The organism is Ruegeria sp. BG11 (assembly GCF_056538565.1).
In genome coordinates, this window is record NZ_JBQFTH010000003.1 from 254,137 (window position 1) to 270,999 (window position 16,863).

At 58.4% G+C, this 16,863-nt stretch carries 16 protein-coding genes; 9 read left to right on the plus strand and 7 right to left on the minus strand.

The genetic code is table 11. The annotated features are described in order from the left end of the window. The first annotated feature begins 5 nt into the window (after positions 1–5). The 6 genes from ACR0JF_RS07220 to ACR0JF_RS07245 all read left to right on the plus strand — a co-directional run bounded on the left by ACR0JF_RS07220 (position 6) and on the right by ACR0JF_RS07245 (position 6,458). Positions 6–500, plus strand: coding sequence for a (2Fe-2S)-binding protein (locus ACR0JF_RS07220; RefSeq protein ID WP_170435943.1), 495 nt, complete (start codon positions 6–8; stop codon positions 498–500). Continuing rightward, the gene (locus ACR0JF_RS07225) at positions 497–2,914 is read left to right on the plus strand and encodes an aerobic carbon-monoxide dehydrogenase large subunit (protein WP_170473686.1); all 2,418 of its coding nucleotides are present in this window, start codon (positions 497–499) and stop codon (positions 2,912–2,914) included. Before ACR0JF_RS07220 ends, ACR0JF_RS07225 begins: the two co-directional genes overlap by 4 nt. A 103-nt stretch (positions 2,915–3,017) precedes the next feature. Further along, complete coding sequence (locus ACR0JF_RS07230) at positions 3,018–3,884, plus strand: AAA family ATPase (RefSeq protein ID WP_170661470.1); 867 nt, start codon at positions 3,018–3,020, stop codon at positions 3,882–3,884. Further along, positions 3,884–5,074, plus strand: coding sequence for a VWA domain-containing protein (locus tag ACR0JF_RS07235; protein WP_170661469.1), 1,191 nt, complete (start codon positions 3,884–3,886; stop codon positions 5,072–5,074). The genes ACR0JF_RS07230 and ACR0JF_RS07235 overlap by 1 nt, the downstream gene beginning before the upstream one ends. A gap of 12 nt (positions 5,075–5,086) precedes the next feature. After that, the gene (locus ACR0JF_RS07240) at positions 5,087–5,899 is read left to right on the plus strand and encodes an XdhC family protein (protein ID WP_170661468.1); all 813 of its coding nucleotides are present in this window, start codon (positions 5,087–5,089) and stop codon (positions 5,897–5,899) included. A 106-nt stretch (positions 5,900–6,005) separates the two neighbouring features. After that, entirely contained in the window at positions 6,006–6,458 is a 453-nt protein-coding gene (locus tag ACR0JF_RS07245; RefSeq protein ID WP_170661467.1) for an SRPBCC family protein, read from the plus strand. A gap of 63 nt (positions 6,459–6,521) precedes the next feature. Here the strand turns inward: ACR0JF_RS07245 and ACR0JF_RS07250 are convergent, their stop codons facing one another. Next, positions 6,522–7,460, minus strand: a complete 939-nt coding sequence (locus ACR0JF_RS07250) for a c-type cytochrome (protein WP_170661466.1) — start codon at positions 7,458–7,460, stop codon at positions 6,522–6,524. 48 nt (positions 7,461–7,508) lie between these two features. On the opposite strand from ACR0JF_RS07250, the gene ACR0JF_RS07255 reads away from it, so the two are divergent. Both ACR0JF_RS07255 and ACR0JF_RS07260 read left to right on the plus strand, forming a co-directional pair. Continuing rightward, positions 7,509–8,081 (plus strand): RNA polymerase sigma factor, encoded by a 573-nt coding sequence (locus tag ACR0JF_RS07255; protein ID WP_480669068.1) that lies wholly within the window; start codon positions 7,509–7,511, stop codon positions 8,079–8,081. Next, entirely contained in the window at positions 8,078–8,815 is a 738-nt protein-coding gene (locus tag ACR0JF_RS07260) for a hypothetical protein (RefSeq protein WP_170661465.1), read from the plus strand. The genes ACR0JF_RS07255 and ACR0JF_RS07260 overlap by 4 nt, the downstream gene beginning before the upstream one ends. A 92-nt stretch (positions 8,816–8,907) precedes the next feature. Here the strand turns inward: ACR0JF_RS07260 and ACR0JF_RS07265 are convergent, their stop codons facing one another. After that, a complete protein-coding gene (locus tag ACR0JF_RS07265; RefSeq protein ID WP_170661464.1) occupies positions 8,908–10,071 on the minus strand; it encodes a Hint domain-containing protein in 1,164 nt (387 codons plus the stop codon). 145 nt (positions 10,072–10,216) lie between these two features. On the opposite strand from ACR0JF_RS07265, the gene ACR0JF_RS07270 reads away from it, so the two are divergent. Further along, positions 10,217–10,516: a hypothetical protein gene (locus ACR0JF_RS07270; RefSeq protein WP_170661463.1), complete on the plus strand. Its 300-nt coding sequence runs from the start codon at positions 10,217–10,219 to the stop codon at positions 10,514–10,516. Between the two features lie 56 nt (positions 10,517–10,572). On the opposite strand, the gene ACR0JF_RS07275 is transcribed toward ACR0JF_RS07270, so the two are convergent. The 5 genes from ACR0JF_RS07275 to ACR0JF_RS07295 all read right to left on the minus strand — a co-directional run bounded on the left by ACR0JF_RS07275 (position 10,573) and on the right by ACR0JF_RS07295 (position 16,801). Further along, complete coding sequence (locus tag ACR0JF_RS07275) at positions 10,573–11,784, minus strand: aminopeptidase P family protein (RefSeq protein WP_480669070.1); 1,212 nt, start codon at positions 11,782–11,784, stop codon at positions 10,573–10,575. 160 nt (positions 11,785–11,944) lie between these two features. Beyond that, positions 11,945–13,156: an ABC transporter permease gene (locus tag ACR0JF_RS07280; RefSeq protein ID WP_170661461.1), complete on the minus strand. Its 1,212-nt coding sequence runs from the start codon at positions 13,154–13,156 to the stop codon at positions 11,945–11,947. Between the two features lie 5 nt (positions 13,157–13,161). Next, entirely contained in the window at positions 13,162–14,436 is a 1,275-nt protein-coding gene (locus ACR0JF_RS07285; RefSeq protein WP_170556043.1) for an ABC transporter permease, read from the minus strand. 70 nt (positions 14,437–14,506) lie between these two features. Beyond that, complete coding sequence (locus tag ACR0JF_RS07290) at positions 14,507–15,598, minus strand: extracellular solute-binding protein (protein ID WP_170380379.1); 1,092 nt, start codon at positions 15,596–15,598, stop codon at positions 14,507–14,509. Between the two features lie 102 nt (positions 15,599–15,700). Then, positions 15,701–16,801, minus strand: a complete 1,101-nt coding sequence (locus ACR0JF_RS07295) for an ABC transporter ATP-binding protein (RefSeq protein ID WP_170556042.1) — start codon at positions 16,799–16,801, stop codon at positions 15,701–15,703. Between the last annotated feature and the right edge of the window lie 62 nt (positions 16,802–16,863).

Consider the following 16,863-nt stretch of genomic DNA (forward strand, 5'->3'; position numbering starts at 1 on the left):
AAACCATGTCGAAAATGCACGTCAAACTCACCGTGAACGGTAAAGAGGTCGAAGGTCTGGCCGAGCCGCGCACGCTGTTGATCCACTTCCTGCGGGAAGATCTGAAAATCACCGGCCCTCATATCGGCTGCGAGACCAGCCATTGCGGGGCCTGCACCGTGGATATCGATGGCAAATCCGTCAAATCCTGCACAACTTTTGTGGCGCAGGTGAACGGAGCCGATGTCACCACCGTCGAAGGCCTCACCAATGACGACGGCAGCCTTGGCGTTTTGCAGGAAATGTTCCGCGAGCACCACGGGCTGCAATGTGGCTTCTGCACGCCGGGGATGATTACTCGCGCGCACCGTTTGCTGCAGGAAAACCCGAACCCCTCTGAGGAGGATATCCGTTTCGGCATGGCTGGAAACCTGTGCCGCTGCACCGGATACCAGAACATCGTCAAGGCGATCTCGGCCTCGGCTGACATGCTGAACGCTCAGAAGGAGGCTGCGGAATGAACGACCAGACACTGACCCCCGAAGAACGCGCCGCCAATCTCAAAGGGATGGGCAGCTCACGCAAACGCGTCGAGGACGTGCGCTTTACCCAAGGCAAGGGCAACTATGTCGATGACATCAAGCTGGACGGCATGCTGTTCGGCGACTTCGTGCGCTCTCCCTACGCGCATGCCCGTGTTGTCAGCGTCAACAAAGAGGCCGCCTTGGCGATGCCCGGCGTGATCGCTGTTCTGACCGCCGAGGATCTGGCTCCGCTGGGCCTGCATTGGATGCCGACGCTTGCCGGTGACAAGCAAATGGTTCTGGCCGACGGCAAGGTGCTGTTCCAAGGCCAGGAAGTCGCCTTTGTGGTCGCCGAAGACCGCTATATCGCCGCTGATGCCGTCGAACTGATCGATGTCGAATACGAAGAACTACCTGTTCTGACCGATCCGTTTGAGGCGCTGAAATCCGATGTGGTCTTGCGCGAAGACCTTGAAGGTCAGACCGAAGGTGCGCACGGACCCCGCAAACATCACAACCACATTTTCACCTGGGAACAGGGCGACAAGGACGCGACCGAAGCCATTCTGGCCGAAGCCGACGTGGTGGCGGAAGAGATGGTCTACTACCACCGCACCCATCCTTGCCCGCTGGAGACCTGCGGGTCTGTGGCCAGCATGGACAAGGTGACCGGAAAATTAACGCTGTATGGTACGTTTCAGGCTCCTCACGCGATCCGGACGGTTGTCTCACTGATCTCCGGTATTGCCGAGCACAATATCCGAGTGATCAGCCCTGATATCGGTGGCGGGTTCGGCAACAAGGTTGGGGCTTATGCAGGTTATGTCTGCTCGGTCGTTGCCTCGATTGTCACCGGCAAGCCGGTGAAATGGGTCGAGGACCGGATGGAGAACCTGATGTCCACCGCCTTTGCCCGCGACTACTGGATGCAGGGCAAGATTGCCGCCACTAAGGATGGCAAGATCACTGGTCTCTGGTGCCACACCACGGCGGATCACGGTGGCTTTGACGCTTGTGCCGACCCGACCAAGTTCCCTGCCGGGTTCATGAACATTTGCACGGGGTCCTATGACATCCCGACCGCCTATCTGGCTGTAGATGGGGTTTATACCAACAAGGCTCCGGGCGGGGTGGCTTATCGCTGTTCCTTCCGCGTGACTGAGGCGGCCTATTTCATCGAACGCATGATCGAGGTTCTGGCCATCAAACTGAACATGGACGCGGCCGAGCTGCGCCGGATAAACTTCATCAAGGCCGATCAGTTCCCGTATCAGTCCGCACTGGGTTGGGAATATGACTCGGGCGATTATCACACTGCGTGGGACAAAGCTCTGAAGGCCGTGGACTACGAAGGTCTGCGGGCTGAACAGGCGCAGCGGGTTGAGGATTTCAAGGCTGGCAAGACCCGCAAACTGCTGGGCATTGGTCTGACGCATTTCACCGAGATCGTGGGTGCTGGCCCGGTCAAGAACTGCGATATCCTCGGCTTAGGGATGTTCGACAGCTGCGAAATCCGCATCCATCCGACAGGATCTGCCATCGCGCGGCTGGGGACGATCTCTCAGGGTCAGGGCCATGCCACAACCTTTGCGCAGATCATCGCCAGTGAGATCGGCCTGCCCGCCGATGACATCACGCTGGAGGAAGGCGACACCGACACTGCGCCTTATGGGCTTGGGACCTATGGGTCTCGGTCCACGCCGGTCGCAGGGGCTGCAACAGCTATGGCTGCGCGCAAAATCCGTGCCAAGGCACAGATGATCGCGGCCTATCTGCTGGAGGTCCACGACGACGATGTCGAATGGGACGTGGATCGGTTCTCTGTCAAAGGCGCGCCCGAGCGGTTCAAGACTATGAAAGAAATCGCCTTTGCCGCCTATAACCAAGCGATACCGGGGTTGGAACCCGGTCTGGAGGCGGTCAGTTATTATGACCCGCCGAACATGACCTACCCGTTCGGGGCCTATATCTGCGTCATGGAGATCGACGTGGATACCGGGGAGTGGGACGTGCGAAAGTTCTATGCGCTGGATGATTGCGGCACGCGGATCAACCCGATGATCATTGACGGGCAGGTCCATGGTGGTGTGACCGAGGCCTTGGCCATCGCAATGGGGCAGGAGATTGCCTATGATGAGATGGGCAATGTGAAGACCGGCACGCTGATGGACTTCTTCCTGCCGACCGCGTGGGAGACGCCGAACTATATCACCGACTACACGGTGACCCCTTCCCCGCACCATCCGATTGGCGCGAAGGGGGTTGGGGAAAGCCCGAATGTGGGTGGCGTTCCCTGTTTCTCGAATGCGGTGCATGATGCGTTCCGACCCTTCGGGTTGGTGCAGAGCCATATGCCGCATGACCACTGGCGGATCTGGAAGATCGCCAATGGGTTGGGGATGCATGGGTGATTGGGTTCGGATCGGCTTGACCGATCCGACCGAACGGAGGGGGCCAGCCCTCTCCGAACCTCCCCCGAGATATATTTAGCCAGATGAAGAATGGATCCTGGTTTTGACTTTGAGTGACGTGCAGAACGGATTGGCCGCGCAGGGCTATGTCGCTGATGATCGGTTGGCGATGGCGCTGCATCTGGCGCAGGCTTTGGGGCGGCCTTTGCTGCTGGAAGGTCCGGCAGGCGTTGGCAAGACCGAAGTCGCGAAGGCTCTGGCTGCCCAACACGACGCCCGTTTGATCCGCTTGCAGTGTTATGAGGGGCTGGATGCCGGCCACGCCATTTATGAGTGGAACTACCAACGTCAATTGCTGGCCATCCGCGCGAGCGAAGCGCAAGGCGGCACAAGCGAAGCGCAGTTGTTCTCGGATGATTACCTTCTGAAACGGCCCCTTTTGGAGGCGATCAGCGAAGACGACCCACCGGTTCTCTTGATAGATGAGATTGACCGCGCAGATGAGGAGTTCGAAGCCTATCTACTTGAGATATTGTCTGATTTTCAAATCACGATTCCGGAGCTTGGGACAGTCAAGGCGCGCTCCCGCCCGATTGTGATCCTGACGGCCAATGGCACGCGGGACCTGTCCGACGCATTGCGGCGGCGGTGTTTATACAGCTATCTCGGCTACCCTTCGCGCGAGACGGAGATGGCCATCTTGAAGGCGCGCATGCCGTCCATTGAAGGGTTGTTGGCACGTCAGATCGTCGGGGTTGTTCAGGCCCTGCGCAAGGAAGACCTCGAGAAAACACCGGGTATTGCCGAGATGCTGGACTGGGCCGCCGCCCTGTCGGGGCTAGGTGTGAACGACATGGCCCAGTCTCGGGGCGAGGTGCAGGCGACGCTGGTCTGCCTGCTGAAAACCGCCGCCGACTATGATGCCGCCCCGCCTGAGGTTCTGGATCGCTTGATCGGGAAGGTCGCGTGATGCAGGTCACCCGGTTCCCCTCACGCGCGGCGGGCTTGGCGGACCGCATGAGCGGTTTCATGTCCCATCTGCGGATGAACGGATTGCGTGTGGGTCCCGCCGAAACCGGTGACGCGTTGGCCGCCTTGTCGGCGGTCGAGGCAACCGACACGACACAGGCCAGGCAGGCCTTGTGCGTGTTGCTGACAGGCAGCGCCGAGGATTGGCGACGCTTTGATGAGCTGTTTGACGCCTACTGGTTCAATGTCGGCAAGCAGCGCAATGGGACAGCTCAGACCGCACATGTACGGCTGCAGTCCGCGAAACCGAAGATCTGGCAGCAGCAAACACAAGACGAACAGGATCCGCAAACGGATACAGATCAGGCAGCCGCCACTCCTGATCCGGGCGACGGGGAGGCCGAAGGGATGGATGGGAAGCTGATTGCGACCCGAACGGCCAACCTGTCGCGCCGGGATTTGCGCGAATTGATGGATGACGAGTCGCTGAGACAGGCCGAACGGGCCGCAACACAGCTGGCCCGGGCGATCCGCGACCGCCGATCTCGCCGACGTAAACAAGCATCACGTGGCCGGACGCTGGACATGCGGCGGATACAGCGGGCCAGTCTGGCGCGGGGTGGAGAGCCGATGGACCTCTATCGCCGTGCGCGACCGCCGCGACCGATGCGGATCGTTGCGCTATGCGATGTCAGTGGGTCGATGACCGTATATTCCCGCGTTTTCCTGGCGTTTCTCAAGGGCCTGATCGGCAGCGGAACCGAAGCCGACGCTTATCTGTTCCACACCCGTCTGATGCGCGTGACAGACGCTTTGCGCGATCACGACTCAATCCGCGCTGCGGGGCGGCTTTCACTGATGGCTGAGGGGTTTGGCGGCGGGACCGATATCTCTGGCAGTCTTGAGAGTTTTCTGGACGGATACGGTGCGCGTGCACTGAATGGACGGACGATCGTGCTGATCTTGTCGGATGGGTATTGCAGCACGACTCCGCAGGCCTTGGGGCAGGTTCTGGAACGGATTCAACGCAAAGCGCGCCGGGTCGTCTGGCTGAACCCGCTGAAAGGCTGGCAAAGGTACCAGCCTATTGCCGCCGCCATGCAGGCCGCAGAACCCCATCTGGACGCCCATCTGCCCGCCAATACGCTTGAGGCGCTGGCGGCGCTGGAACCTGAATTCAGAAAACTGTGAAAGGATATACCGATGGCAGGTTTCGACATTTTCGACACGATTGAAGAACAGCGCCGCACCGGCGATGCCTTTTGCGTGGCGACAGTTCTGCGCACTGCCGATGCGACCTCGGCCAAGGCCGGAGGCAAGGCGGCCATCACCCGCGACGGTACGGTTCTGGGCCATCTGGGGGGTGCCTGCGTACAACGGGCCGTACGCGCCGCAGCGCAAGAGGCGCTGGTGTCGGGTGAGCCGAAAATGATCCGCGTCAAACCCTCGGACAAGGTTGTGTCTATGGCCGACCCGGACGGTGTTCAGACCTACAAAAGCGGGTGCCCATCCGGAGGGACAGTGGACATGCTGATCGAACCCTATCAACACGCCCCGCGCTTGATCATATTCGGAGACTCTCCTATCGCGCAGGCGTTGGCGTCCCATGCGGCACTGGCTGGGTTGCGCGTGTGTTTGCCTGAGGGTTCTGAAAACACGGTGAAATTCACCCCCTTTGATCCCAACGACCTGAACGCATTGGGCGTTGAAGCGCGTGATTTTGTTGTGGTGGCGTCACAAGGCAAAGGCGACGCAGCGGCATTGAAAGCGGCACTGCAGTCACCCGCACGCCGCGTGTCGATGGTTGCGAGCCGTCGCAAGGCCGAGGTTCTGTGTGCCAAACTGGAAACGCAAGGGCTGAGCAAAGAGCAGACCAAGCGCCTGAAATCGCCCGCCGGGTTGGATATCCACGCTATCGACCCGCATGAAATCGCGCTTTCGATTTTGGCTGAAATCATCATGTGGCGCAATTCTGACAAATCCCAGGAGACATCCCATGATGAGAAAATGGCTTAACTGGCTGCACGCTTTCAAAGCGGCGCAGCCCGAGTTGACCGCGGAGGAGGCGACCGAAAAAGCCCTCCGTGTCTTTCCGAAATGTTGTTGAAAAAGGACCTCCCAGATGGAACTCACTGACGAAATCCGCATCAAAGCCCCCAAGGATGCCGTTTACCGCGCGCTCAATGACCCCGATGTGCTGCGCGAATGCATTCCGGGCTGCGAAGAGTTGATCCAACATTCGCCCGAACACCTCGAGGCCAAGGTCGTCCTGAAAATCGGCCCAGTCAAAGCCCGCTTTAGCGGCGAGGTGACGTTGGACAACTCCCAGGCGCCAGATGCGTTTTCGCTGTCCGGCGAAGGCAAAGGCGGCGCGGCTGGCTTTGCCAAAGGCGGCGCAGATGTATCCCTGACCGCCGACGGGGATGAGACGGTTCTGTCCTACACCGCGAAGGTCACGATCGGCGGCAAGATCGCGCAATTGGGCAGCCGCCTGATCGCAGGGACGGCCAAAAAGCTATCCGGCAAGTTCTTCGACAAGTTTGGCGAGGTCGTCGCAGAACAATTCGTGCAATAGGCGCCGCGCCTAGAGCGCATCCAGCGGATGTGGCAGGGTCTGCCACACCGCCTCTGATATCCGTCAGCCCTGAGCCTCTTCCTGCATGTAGGCGATGACATTGGTGATATCGGTCTCTTTCTTCAGGCCGGGGAACTGCATCTTGTTGCCGGGCAGAAACCCTTTGGGGTCGGCCAGAAACGCCGCCAGATTCTCCGGCGTCCAGACGAGATCGCCGCTGGCAAGCGGGTCGGAATATTTGAACCCGTCCACCTGCCCCGCAGATGCACCCACCATATTTAACAGCGAGGGCCCTACGCCATTGCGGCCTTCTTTCAACTGATGGCAAGCCTTGCACTTGCGAAAGACCTTCTTGCCTGCTTTCAGATCCCCCTCCACTGCGGCGATTGCAACCGGAGCGGCGGGCGCGGCTTCGGCCTTGTTTTCATCCATGGTAAACACAAGCCGCGCGGTGATCGGTACGGTCCGTGTGATGCCGGACAGGTCGGCCAGTTCCATCAGCTTGTCGACGCCTGCATCCACGCCTGCATCCTCGGTGCTGAGAAAGACCATATCATTGGTGGAAACCATCACCGACGTCTCGGTCAGTCGCACCACGAACATCTCGGCGTCGAACTCGATCTCGGTCCCAACCAGGGACAACGCGACCTCGACATCGATAATCGACGACGCGCCCACGGCAAGGCCCGAGACCTCATCCATGTCGAATTCAGCGGTCAAGGCAGCGGTGCCTGCCTTGCGGAACACGTATTCGATCATCCGTTCGTTGCGAATGTCGATATTTGTCTCCACCGACGACAGATCAATCTCGATCTCAGCCTTGCCATCGGGGCTGACATGACCGCTCAGCCCGGTGAAGGAATTGACCTCGCCCACTGTGTCTTTCTTGATCGTTCCATAAGCCAGGTGCGAGGCATCCGAGGACAGAGTCCAACTTTCCGACAGGGCCGGGGTTGCAACAATTGCAGACGCAATCGTGACTGCTTTCAACAGAAGTTTCATTTCATTTCTCCTCAGGTTATGTAATTTCTGACCCCGCGGGCCCGGTCCGTGAAAGACAAACACACACAGGTCACGATTTATTCGATGAGTGGTGAAATCAGCTCGGAACAGGCCGTGCGCGGCGCGATCCAGACGCATTCGAAACGCGTGTGGCGGTTCGGGCTTGCCCTGTCGGGCGCCTCGGATGTGGCCGACGACCTTTTGCAATCCACATGCCTGCGCGCGCTGGAGCGTCACCACCAGGTAACATCCCATGACAGGCTGGACAGCTGGCTGATGACGATCTGCCGCTCGATCTGGCTGAATGAGGTGCGCGCGCGCTCGGTTCGTAAGGCGCAGGCCTTGTCTGTGACCCCCGAAACCGAATTAATTGCAACAGGACCGGATTCAGAAACGAATATTTTCGCGGCTGAAGTGTTTACCCAAGTGATGCACCTGCCAGAAGCACAGCGCGAGACCGTGATGCTTGTCTTCGTGGAAGGGTATAGCTATCGCGAGGCAGCAGCCTTGCTTGAGGTGCCGATTGGAACAATCATGAGCCGGCTTTCTACGGCTCGGCAGAAACTGAAAACCGTGATGCAGCACGAGGCTGCGGACGCCGTTCGACGGGGTGGCAAATGACGTTTTCCGATGAAACGCTGCTGGCGTATCTGAATGGAAATCTGGACGAGACCGACGCGCAAGAAATCGAGAGCGCGGTCGAAGCCGATCCAGAACTGGAACAGCGCCTGATGGCGCTTGATCCGTTTGCACCCGTTGTGCATTCGGTCTTCAAGGATGTTCCGCAGGACGCGCCTCAGATCACCTTGCCGGACCGCGCGACGTCTCAACCCGCGCCTCAACCTTTTCGATTGCTGGCCGTTGCGGCCTCGGTCGCGATTGTGGCGGTCTCGGCGACTTGGTGGGCGACACGACCCGCGCCTTTGGGTTGGGCGCAGCAGGCGGCAATCTACCAATCGCTCTATGTACCTGAAACAATTGCCACTTTGGACACCGCACCCGAGGCGCTTGATGCCCAGTTTGCTCAGGCCGAGGCCACGCTGGGCCGGTCCCTGAATCGCGAAGCCCTGAGCGCCTTGCCGGGGGCCGAGCTGAAGCGGGCTCAGGTTCTGTCTTTCAAGGGAAAGCCACTGGTTCAGGTCGTCTTTGCGGATGATCAAGGTCGGCCCTTTGCCTTTTGCGTGATCCGTCAAGGGCCTGGGGCACTGGACAAGGACGTGAACCTTGCCGTTCTCAGCGGTCTGGCAACGGCCACTTGGGCGGAAGACGGCTATGGCTACATGATCATCGGTGCCGATGGGCAGAGCGATCTGAGCGATCGCCTGACCGCATTTTCCGAGGCAATTTCCAGCTAAAATGCGCCCGGGCCTTGGCCAATCGCGGAGGTTGAAGACTACACCACATCGGACTTTCGAAACGAATAGCGAAATGACCGAGTTGTGAACGCTTAATGCAGGCGGTTCGATGGCGTGGACGCGTCCTCGAGAACCAGCTTTCCGTTCTTGAGATGCCGCTCGACGAATTTCTTCTGCAAACGACCGGCTGGTACAGGATATGCCGTTTCCGGGGCGTAGCCCTGACGTTGCACTTCCGGGAAGAGGGTGAAGATTTCTTCTCGGGCCTCTTCCGATATTGTCTTGATTGCTTCGGGGCCTGTAAACAAACTCTCCGAAGGAGCGCCATCGGCGAAAATGACCTCGTGCTGATCGAAGAGAAGGTGGAAATAGACGACCTCGGTTATGTCTTCATCCACATAAATCCCAGGCAGCGCGGCCAGCTTTATCGCCGACACAAGGACATCGGGACTGCCGAACATACGCTCGGACACTTTGGAGGACACCAACATGCGGTGTTGTCTGGACACCAGCAGGTCTTTTGCCGGAAGCCCCTGCCCTAGCGCGCCAGCAGAGATACGGACAGGTCGTAGTTTTTCCGCAGCGGCCCCTTGGGCCGCGAAGTCCACCGTCTTGGTTCCGACCCACCGCAAGCGCTGCGGGCCATTTCCCTTGGTCAGAACAATGTCACCCACCGACAAATCTTCGACGGCAGTTAGTCCGTTCGGTGTTTCAATCATGGTTCCCGCGCACAAACACAGAATGTCGCCAGAGATATCACCAAAGCCGATTGCACCGGTATTTGCACCCGAAGACAGACCCCCTTCAAAGATGACCTCAATCCGGGACACCGGGCCTAGGATGGAAACGGTCAACGAATCTGGTGCGCCTGCTCCTTCGACACCCGGAGACACATTCCCGCTGGCTTCGACCGTGTTGCCGGTCTGGACGTGAAACGGGCTTAGGTTGGAAAAGACTACAGGGACCGGATTGTCGTTCACATCAAACGCCAGAACCGTCACTCTATCGTCGAAAGAGAATTCGTTGCTGTCCAGATCCAGAATTTCGAACGTCACGTTTTTGACAGCGGTTGAAAACGTCACTTCTGATGTCGCAGGCCCTGGGATACCCGAAACAAACAGGTTTCCGCCAAGAAAGCCGCTGAAAAACACCCCTGGATCAGAGGCCACGGTTAGCGTTGAAGAATTAGAACCGTCCGTCAGCACGGTCGAACTGTTCGCGCTGGCTAGAGTTGACCAATCAAACAGGAATGGCATTACTGCTTCTCCCAAACCACATAAACCGCTTAGAATAATAATATTCTATTTCCTGCGTATTAATGCATCTTTAAATTCACAAGCCTAGAATTGTTTTCCTGTAGTGTGTTCAAATACAGCGGAACCCAATCAACCAGGACCGAAAATGGCCGTCGTTACCATGCCTGCCCAAACAGCCCAGCGGCTGAAAGACGAAATTCTCAAGTTATCGCAATCTGTTGAAGTGAAAATGTTTCTGGCCAAAGACGTCGTTCAACTGATCGGTTTCAGCGATGAAGAGATCGCGGGTTTTGGCGGGGAAACCGGCGATGCGGTCGTTTTGGCAGTGCGGGACCTTAAGGCGCTTGAGCAGGCCATTCCACAATCTGCGGGTGGACGCGTGAATTATATCCCAATCGTGAACGAAAAAGCCAAGGCGAAGCTGGACCCGTTTTATCAAGCCTAGACCGCACTCTGCGTGTCTTTCGCGAAGGGTGGGGCCTGCGCCCCACCCGATTGGCATCACGCTTCGATGATGTTGTGACCCGGGCCATAAGGGAAACCGGTTATGTTCTCGGCCCCGTTGTCTTCGACCACCAGAATGTCATGCTCACGATAGCCACCGGCTCCGGGCTGGCCTTCGGGGATCCACAGCATCGGCTCGATCGAAACGACCATTCCGGGTTCCAGAACCGTGTCGATATCCTCGCGCAGTTCCAGACCCGCCTCGCGCCCGTAGTAATGGCTGAGCACGCCGAAGGAGTGGCCATAGCCGAAGGAGCGGTATTGCAGCAGGCCCTCATCTTCAAAGAAGCGGTTGATCTCGGCGGTGATGCTGGAACAGGTCGCGCCGGGTTTGATCAGGCTCAGGCCAAGCTCGTGCGCGGCGACGTTGGCCTTCCAGATGCGCAGGCTGTCGGCGTCGGGTTCGCCCAGAAACAAGGTGCGCTCCAGAGCTGTGTAGTAACCCGAAATCATCGGGAAGGTGTTCAGCGACAGGATATCGCCCTTTTGCAGCGCTCGTTTGGTGACCGGGTTATGCGCGCCATCGGTGTTGAGGCCGGACTGGAACCAGACCCAAGTGTCGCGGTATTCGGCTTCGGGATAAGCGCGGGCGATCTCCGCCTCCATTGCGTCCCGACCGGCCATGGCGATCTCGATCTCGGTTGCGCCTTCGCGGATGGCAGCGTGGATGGCCGCTCCGCCCACATCAGCGGTGCGGGCACCACCTTTGATCAACTCGATCTCTTCGGCGGATTTCACCATACGGGCCGCCATGGTTTCGGGCGCGATGTCGATCAGTTCAGGCTGGCCCAGCATCGCCAAAGCCGTATCGCGCGCGGCCAGAGTCATGTGATCGCTCTCGATCCCGATCCGTTTCGCGCCGCCGATCAGGCTGGCCACCGCGCGCCAGTAATTGTCACGCTTCCAATCGGTGTAGATCACGTTGTCTTCGGCCGAGCGGCGCCACGGCTGGCCTGCGTCGATATTGGCCGAAACCGTGGTGCAGGCGTCCTGCGTAACTACGCAGCCATAGGGCCGGCCAAAGGCGCAGTACAGAAAGCCCGAGTAATAGGCGATGTTCTGCATCGACGTCAGAAGAACTACGGGAATATCCCGCGCAGCCATAATGGCGCGCAGTTTGCCCAGACGGCGATCGTATTCGCCTTTGCTGAACGGCAGGGGCGCCTTGTCGCCATTGTGGCAGGTGAAGAATTCGGGGCGATTTGTCATTTTCAGGTCTCTCATCTTTGCCGGGCGGCAAACCCGGCCACTTGTCCCGGCGTTCAGGACAGGCGGTCTCGGGGTCCGAGAGCCGATCATCCCAGTGCGTCCGCGACGCCATCGCGGCTGGGATGAACAGGTGAATCGTTAGATCAGGCGCGCGCTTGCGTCAAGCGGGGGAAAGCCCCCGCAGACGCTCGGACCGGCGACGAAGCAATTCGACCGTAGTCAGCAGCGCGATCGAGATCACCACGAGGATCGTGGCCACCGCCAGAATGGTCGGGCTAATCTGTTCGCGCAAACCAGTGAACATCTGCCATGGCAGGGTTTTCTGGCTGGCCGAACCGACAAACAGCACCACGACAACCTCGTCGAACGAGGTGATGAAGGCAAACAAACCACCCGAGATCACGCCCGGCAGTATCAGCGGCATCTGGATCTTGAAGAAGGTCCGCACCGGCCCTGCGCCCATATTCGCCGCCGCTCGCGTCAGCGAGCGGTCAAAGCCGACCAGCGTGGCGGTCACGGTGATGATGACGAACGGGATGCCTAGAACGGCGTGCGCGAGGATGACCTTCACATAGCCCACGAAGTTCTTGTTCATGCCCAGCGTGCCTTCCATGAAGCGACCGATATCGCTGTAGAAAAAGAACATACCGGTGGCCGAGATGATCAGTGGCACGATCATGGGTGAGATCAGGATACCCATGATGGCACGACGACCGGGAACATGGCTCTGGCTCAGGCCGATGGCGGCGAGCGTGCCCAGCGAGACAGAAATCACCGTCGCAATTGGAGCGATGATCAGCGAGTTCTTGAAGCTTCGCTGCCATTCATTGTTGGTGAAGAAGTCGCGGTAATGCTTCAGCGAATACCCCTCGGGGTCCAGTCGCAACATCTCGGGCGTGAAGGTAAAGAAGTCCTGCGCGTTGAACGACAGTGGCAGAACCACGAGGATCGGCGTGATAAGGAAGACAAAGATTGCACCGCAGATCACTCGGAACAGGTAGTGATAGAACACCTGTTTCGCAGTCAGATAGGGCAGTAGTTTGCGGCGATAGCGGCCCTCATACAGCCAGTAGATGAACCATGCGAAGAACCAGCCGCCCAGCAGCCCCAGAACGCCGCCCATGGGACCCGAAATCAGAAATCCGGCGATGCCGAAGCCCAAAATGGTGATCCAGCGGGCCAGATTCTCATTCTTTAGAACAGCGATGTAGATCCAGGCCAGTGCCGCGATTAGGACGGCTCCGCCAATGATGCCCAGAAATATCGAACCGTTACCTGCGCCAACGAAGACACCGGCGAAGGCCCCTGCCAGCGCAACGCTTGGCAGGACCATGGACATTGGTTTGCGGGAAATCGGAGTAAGTGCGGCCATGTCGATTATCCCAGCTTCACGTTGTCAATGCCGACGATCTTGTCGTAACACCAGTAGAGCAACAGCACGACAGCTAGCAGGATCGTACCCAGCGCCGCGGCCAGCCCCCAGTTCAGCGAGGACGAGATGTGGTAGGCAATCCGGTTCGAGATGAAGACACCTTTGGTGCCGCCCACGATCTCGGGCGTGATGTAGTAGCCGATGGCTAGAATGAACACGAGAATCGATCCAGCGCCGATGCCCGGAATGGATTGCGGGAAATAGATGCGCCAGAAGGTTGTCCAATTCGTCGCGCCCATAGATTTCGCGGCGCGGGTGTAGGACTCGGGGATCGTCTGCATCACCGAATACATCGGCAGGATCATGAACGGCAGCAGAATATGCGTCATCGCGATGATCGTACCGATCTGGTTGTTGATGATGACAAGTCGGGCGTCATCGGCCACCAACCCAAGCCAAACCAGCGTTTCGTTGATCACACCCTGTTGTTGCAGCATGACCTTCCACGCCGACGTTCGCACCAATAGCGAGGTCCAGAAGGGTAACAAAACAAGGATCATCAGTAAGTTTGACACCCGCATCGGTAGGGTCGCCAGCAGGTAACTGACCGGATATGCCAACAGGATACAGGACGCGGTGATCACCAGTGACATGAACAAAGTACGCCCGAATAGCTTGATCAGGATCTGCTTGTCCTCGGGCTGCGCCTGCGCGCCTTCGGGCGTGCGGCGCATATCGACCGCGTTCAGAAAATAGCCATTCGTTACGGCGGGCGAGTGAGTCTTGATCACCGCCCAAGTCTGCGGTTCGCCCCAGCCCTCATGGATTTCGATCACCTGATCCTTGAACGGCCCATCTGTTTCGGGATCCAGCTTACCCATTTTCCGACCCGAGCGGCGGAACATCGAGGACATGCCTGTCTCTTCGTAGTTCAGGCGCGAGCCCAGTCGGGTATGTGTCTTGTTGTCGACCGCCACGACCATGTCGCGGACAAAGGCGTCATAGACGGCCTCGTCAGGCAGTTCGCCACTGTTTTCGTCCCAGCTTTGCAAGGCTTCGACCGTCAGGGGCAGGGTTTGCTGCACAATGCTGTTTTCCACCGACCGGAAAAGCATCGATGCAATCGGCACGATGAACGAGAACAGCACGAACAATAGCAGAGGGGCCACCAGCATCAGCGCCCGCAGCTTTTGTCGCCTCAACGAACGTGCCAGCGATTGCTTGAGCGGCGTTCCATCCGCTGCCAGCATAGGTCCGGCGTTTTGGCTTGCGTCAGTCATCAGTGCCCCTTGGGTTTTCTTTGGTCCGGGGGCGGCGCGCCGCCCCCGACTTTGTCATGAAATCAGACGCTTATTGCGCCAACCACGCCTGGAACTTGGCGTCGATGTCGTCGCGGTAGTCAGCCCAGAACTCGTAGTTATACAGGAACGTGTTCTTGGCGTTGTTCGGATCGGTCGGCATGTGCGGCGCCATGTCGATACCCAGATCGGCATGCTGACCCACCAGCGGAGCCGACGAGGCACGGGCCGGACCGTACGAGATGTACTTGGCCTGATCCGCAAGACGCTGAGTGTCGGTCGCGAACATGATGTAGTCCAGTGCGCGTGCCTGACGCTCTTCGCTCAGACCGGCCGGGATGATCCAACCGTCCAGATCGAACACCTGCGCATCCCACAGCATGGCAACGGGCTGGTTCTGCTCTTCGATCACGCTGAACAGACGACCGTTGTAGGTCGAGCCCATGATGACCTCGCCATCAGCCAGCAGCTGGGGCGTGTCGGCACCTGCCGACCACCAGACAACGCTGTCCTTGATGGTGTCGAGCTTGGCTAGAGCCTGATCCTGACCCTCTGCAGTCGCCAGCACGTCATAAACGTCGTCCTTGGCAACGCCGTCACAGATCAGAGCCCATTCCATGTTGTTGATCGGACGCTTTTCCAGCGAACGCTTGCCCGGATAGTTTTCCAGATCAAACACGGCGCAGACGTCTGTCGGCGGTGTGTCACCAACCAGGTCGGTGCGATAGCCGAATGTGGTCGAGTAAACGATCTGCGGGATAAAGCAGTCGCTAACCAGCAGGTCACCGAAGTCTTCGGATGCGGGCGTGCCATCAGGTGCCGGGGCCAGCATGGTGTCGGGATCGATTTCCATCGCCAGACCTTCGTCGCAAAGACGGATCGCGTCCGCCGCAACAACGTCAACCACGTCCCAAGTGATATTCCCGGCTTCGTTCATCGCGCGCAGCTTGGCAACCGCTTCGGCCGAGCTGTCATCGTTCAGGATGGTGACGCCGGTCTTTTCCGAATAGGGCTCGTGATAGGCCTTGAGCTGCGATTTGGAATAGGCCCCACCCCATGAGACGATGGTCATCTCTTCGGCGGAAACGCCACCGGCCGCTGTTGCCAGAGCCGCTGCAGTCAGCAGTGTCTTTGTTGGTTTCATGTAAAACTCCCAGTATTTCCCGTTTGTTGTATGGTCAGCCGACGCACGGGTTTTCGCCAGCCGGTCCCTCAGTGTAACCGCGCTTGTGCCGCGCGGCTTGGTCTATGCGTCAAGCGCACGACAATCCTTAGCCAGCCAACCGATATCAATCTCTTGACCGGGTTGCAGGCGAATGGCATCGGGCGCATTCCGTGTTTTGACGATGAACTCGTCATTGCCCGCTACAGACATGCGGAAGCGGAACACGTCGCCCATATAGATGAATTCCTTGACCGTCGCCTTCAGCGTATGCGCGTCGGCATGCAGACGATCCTTGTTGAATTCCACACGCTCCGGACGGATCGAAACCTTGGTCCGTTCGCCCGGATTGTGCACATTGATCGGCACCGCATCAATTTCTGATCCGTCATCTAGCTGCACCACACAGCCGTCGCCGTCTATGGATTTGACCACACCTTCCAGCGTGTTGTTCTCGCCGATGAACTGCGCAACGAAGCTATTGTCGGGCTCTTCGTAAAGTTGATCCGGCGGGGCCAGCTGCTGAATGCGGCCATCATCGAACACCGCGACCCGGTCTGACATCGTCAGCGCCTCGGTCTGGTCGTGGGTCACGTAAACGGTGGTGATGCCAAGCTCATGCGCCAGTCGGGTGATTTCGAACTGCATGTGCTCGCGCAGCTGTTTGTCCAGCGCGCCCAGCGGCTCGTCCATCAAAACCAGTTCCGGCTCGAACACCAGGGCCCGTGCTAGAGCGATCCGTTGTTGCTGACCACCGGAAAGCTGCGCCGGACGGCGCCCGCCAAAGGCACCCATCTGCACCATGTCCAAAGCGCGTTTGACCTTTTCGTCGCGCTCGGACTTGCCCAGCTTGCGAACTTCCAGAGGAAACGAAAGGTTTTCGGCCACCGTCATGTGCGGGAACAGAGCGTAATTCTGAAACACCATGCCAATCCCACGTTTGTGCGGCGGGATATTGTTGATGGGCTTTCCATCCAGCAGGATTTCACCATGGGTAGCGGTTTCAAACCCGGCGAGCATCATAAGGCAAGTTGTCTTGCCTGAGCCTGACGGCCCAAGCATTGTCAGAAACTCGCCCTTCGGCATTGCAAGGTTGAGATCTTTAACGACGAGATTCTCGCCATCATAAGACTTCTGAACGCGTTGAAATTCGACAAACGCGGCGTCGTTCGTTGTACCGGTCACAAGACCCCCTGTTTCGTCAAATGATTACCCGAGGCTTTCGGATTTCATTGATCTGTGATCCA

Excerpts from the sequence above, each read along its gene's own strand:
- ACR0JF_RS07220 (WP_170435943.1), top strand. The coding sequence starts at position 6 with ATGTCGAAAATGCACGTCAAACTCACCGTGAACGGTAAAGAGGTCGAA.
- ACR0JF_RS07225 (WP_170473686.1), top strand. The coding sequence starts at position 497 with ATGAACGACCAGACACTGACCCCCGAAGAACGCGCCGCCAATCTCAAA.
- ACR0JF_RS07235 (WP_170661469.1), top strand. The coding sequence starts at position 3,884 with ATGCAGGTCACCCGGTTCCCCTCACGCGCGGCGGGCTTGGCGGACCGC.
- ACR0JF_RS07240 (WP_170661468.1), top strand. The coding sequence starts at position 5,087 with ATGGCAGGTTTCGACATTTTCGACACGATTGAAGAACAGCGCCGCACC.
- ACR0JF_RS07245 (WP_170661467.1), top strand. The coding sequence starts at position 6,006 with ATGGAACTCACTGACGAAATCCGCATCAAAGCCCCCAAGGATGCCGTT.
- ACR0JF_RS07250 (WP_170661466.1), bottom strand. The coding sequence starts at position 7,460 with ATGAAACTTCTGTTGAAAGCAGTCACGATTGCGTCTGCAATTGTTGCA.
- ACR0JF_RS07260 (WP_170661465.1), top strand. The coding sequence starts at position 8,078 with ATGACGTTTTCCGATGAAACGCTGCTGGCGTATCTGAATGGAAATCTG.
- ACR0JF_RS07265 (WP_170661464.1), bottom strand. The coding sequence starts at position 10,071 with ATGCCATTCCTGTTTGATTGGTCAACTCTAGCCAGCGCGAACAGTTCG.
- ACR0JF_RS07270 (WP_170661463.1), top strand. The coding sequence starts at position 10,217 with ATGGCCGTCGTTACCATGCCTGCCCAAACAGCCCAGCGGCTGAAAGAC.
- ACR0JF_RS07275 (WP_480669070.1), bottom strand. The coding sequence starts at position 11,784 with ATGACAAATCGCCCCGAATTCTTCACCTGCCACAATGGCGACAAGGCG.
- ACR0JF_RS07280 (WP_170661461.1), bottom strand. The coding sequence starts at position 13,156 with ATGGCCGCACTTACTCCGATTTCCCGCAAACCAATGTCCATGGTCCTG.
- ACR0JF_RS07285 (WP_170556043.1), bottom strand. The coding sequence starts at position 14,436 with ATGACTGACGCAAGCCAAAACGCCGGACCTATGCTGGCAGCGGATGGA.
- ACR0JF_RS07290 (WP_170380379.1), bottom strand. The coding sequence starts at position 15,598 with ATGAAACCAACAAAGACACTGCTGACTGCAGCGGCTCTGGCAACAGCG.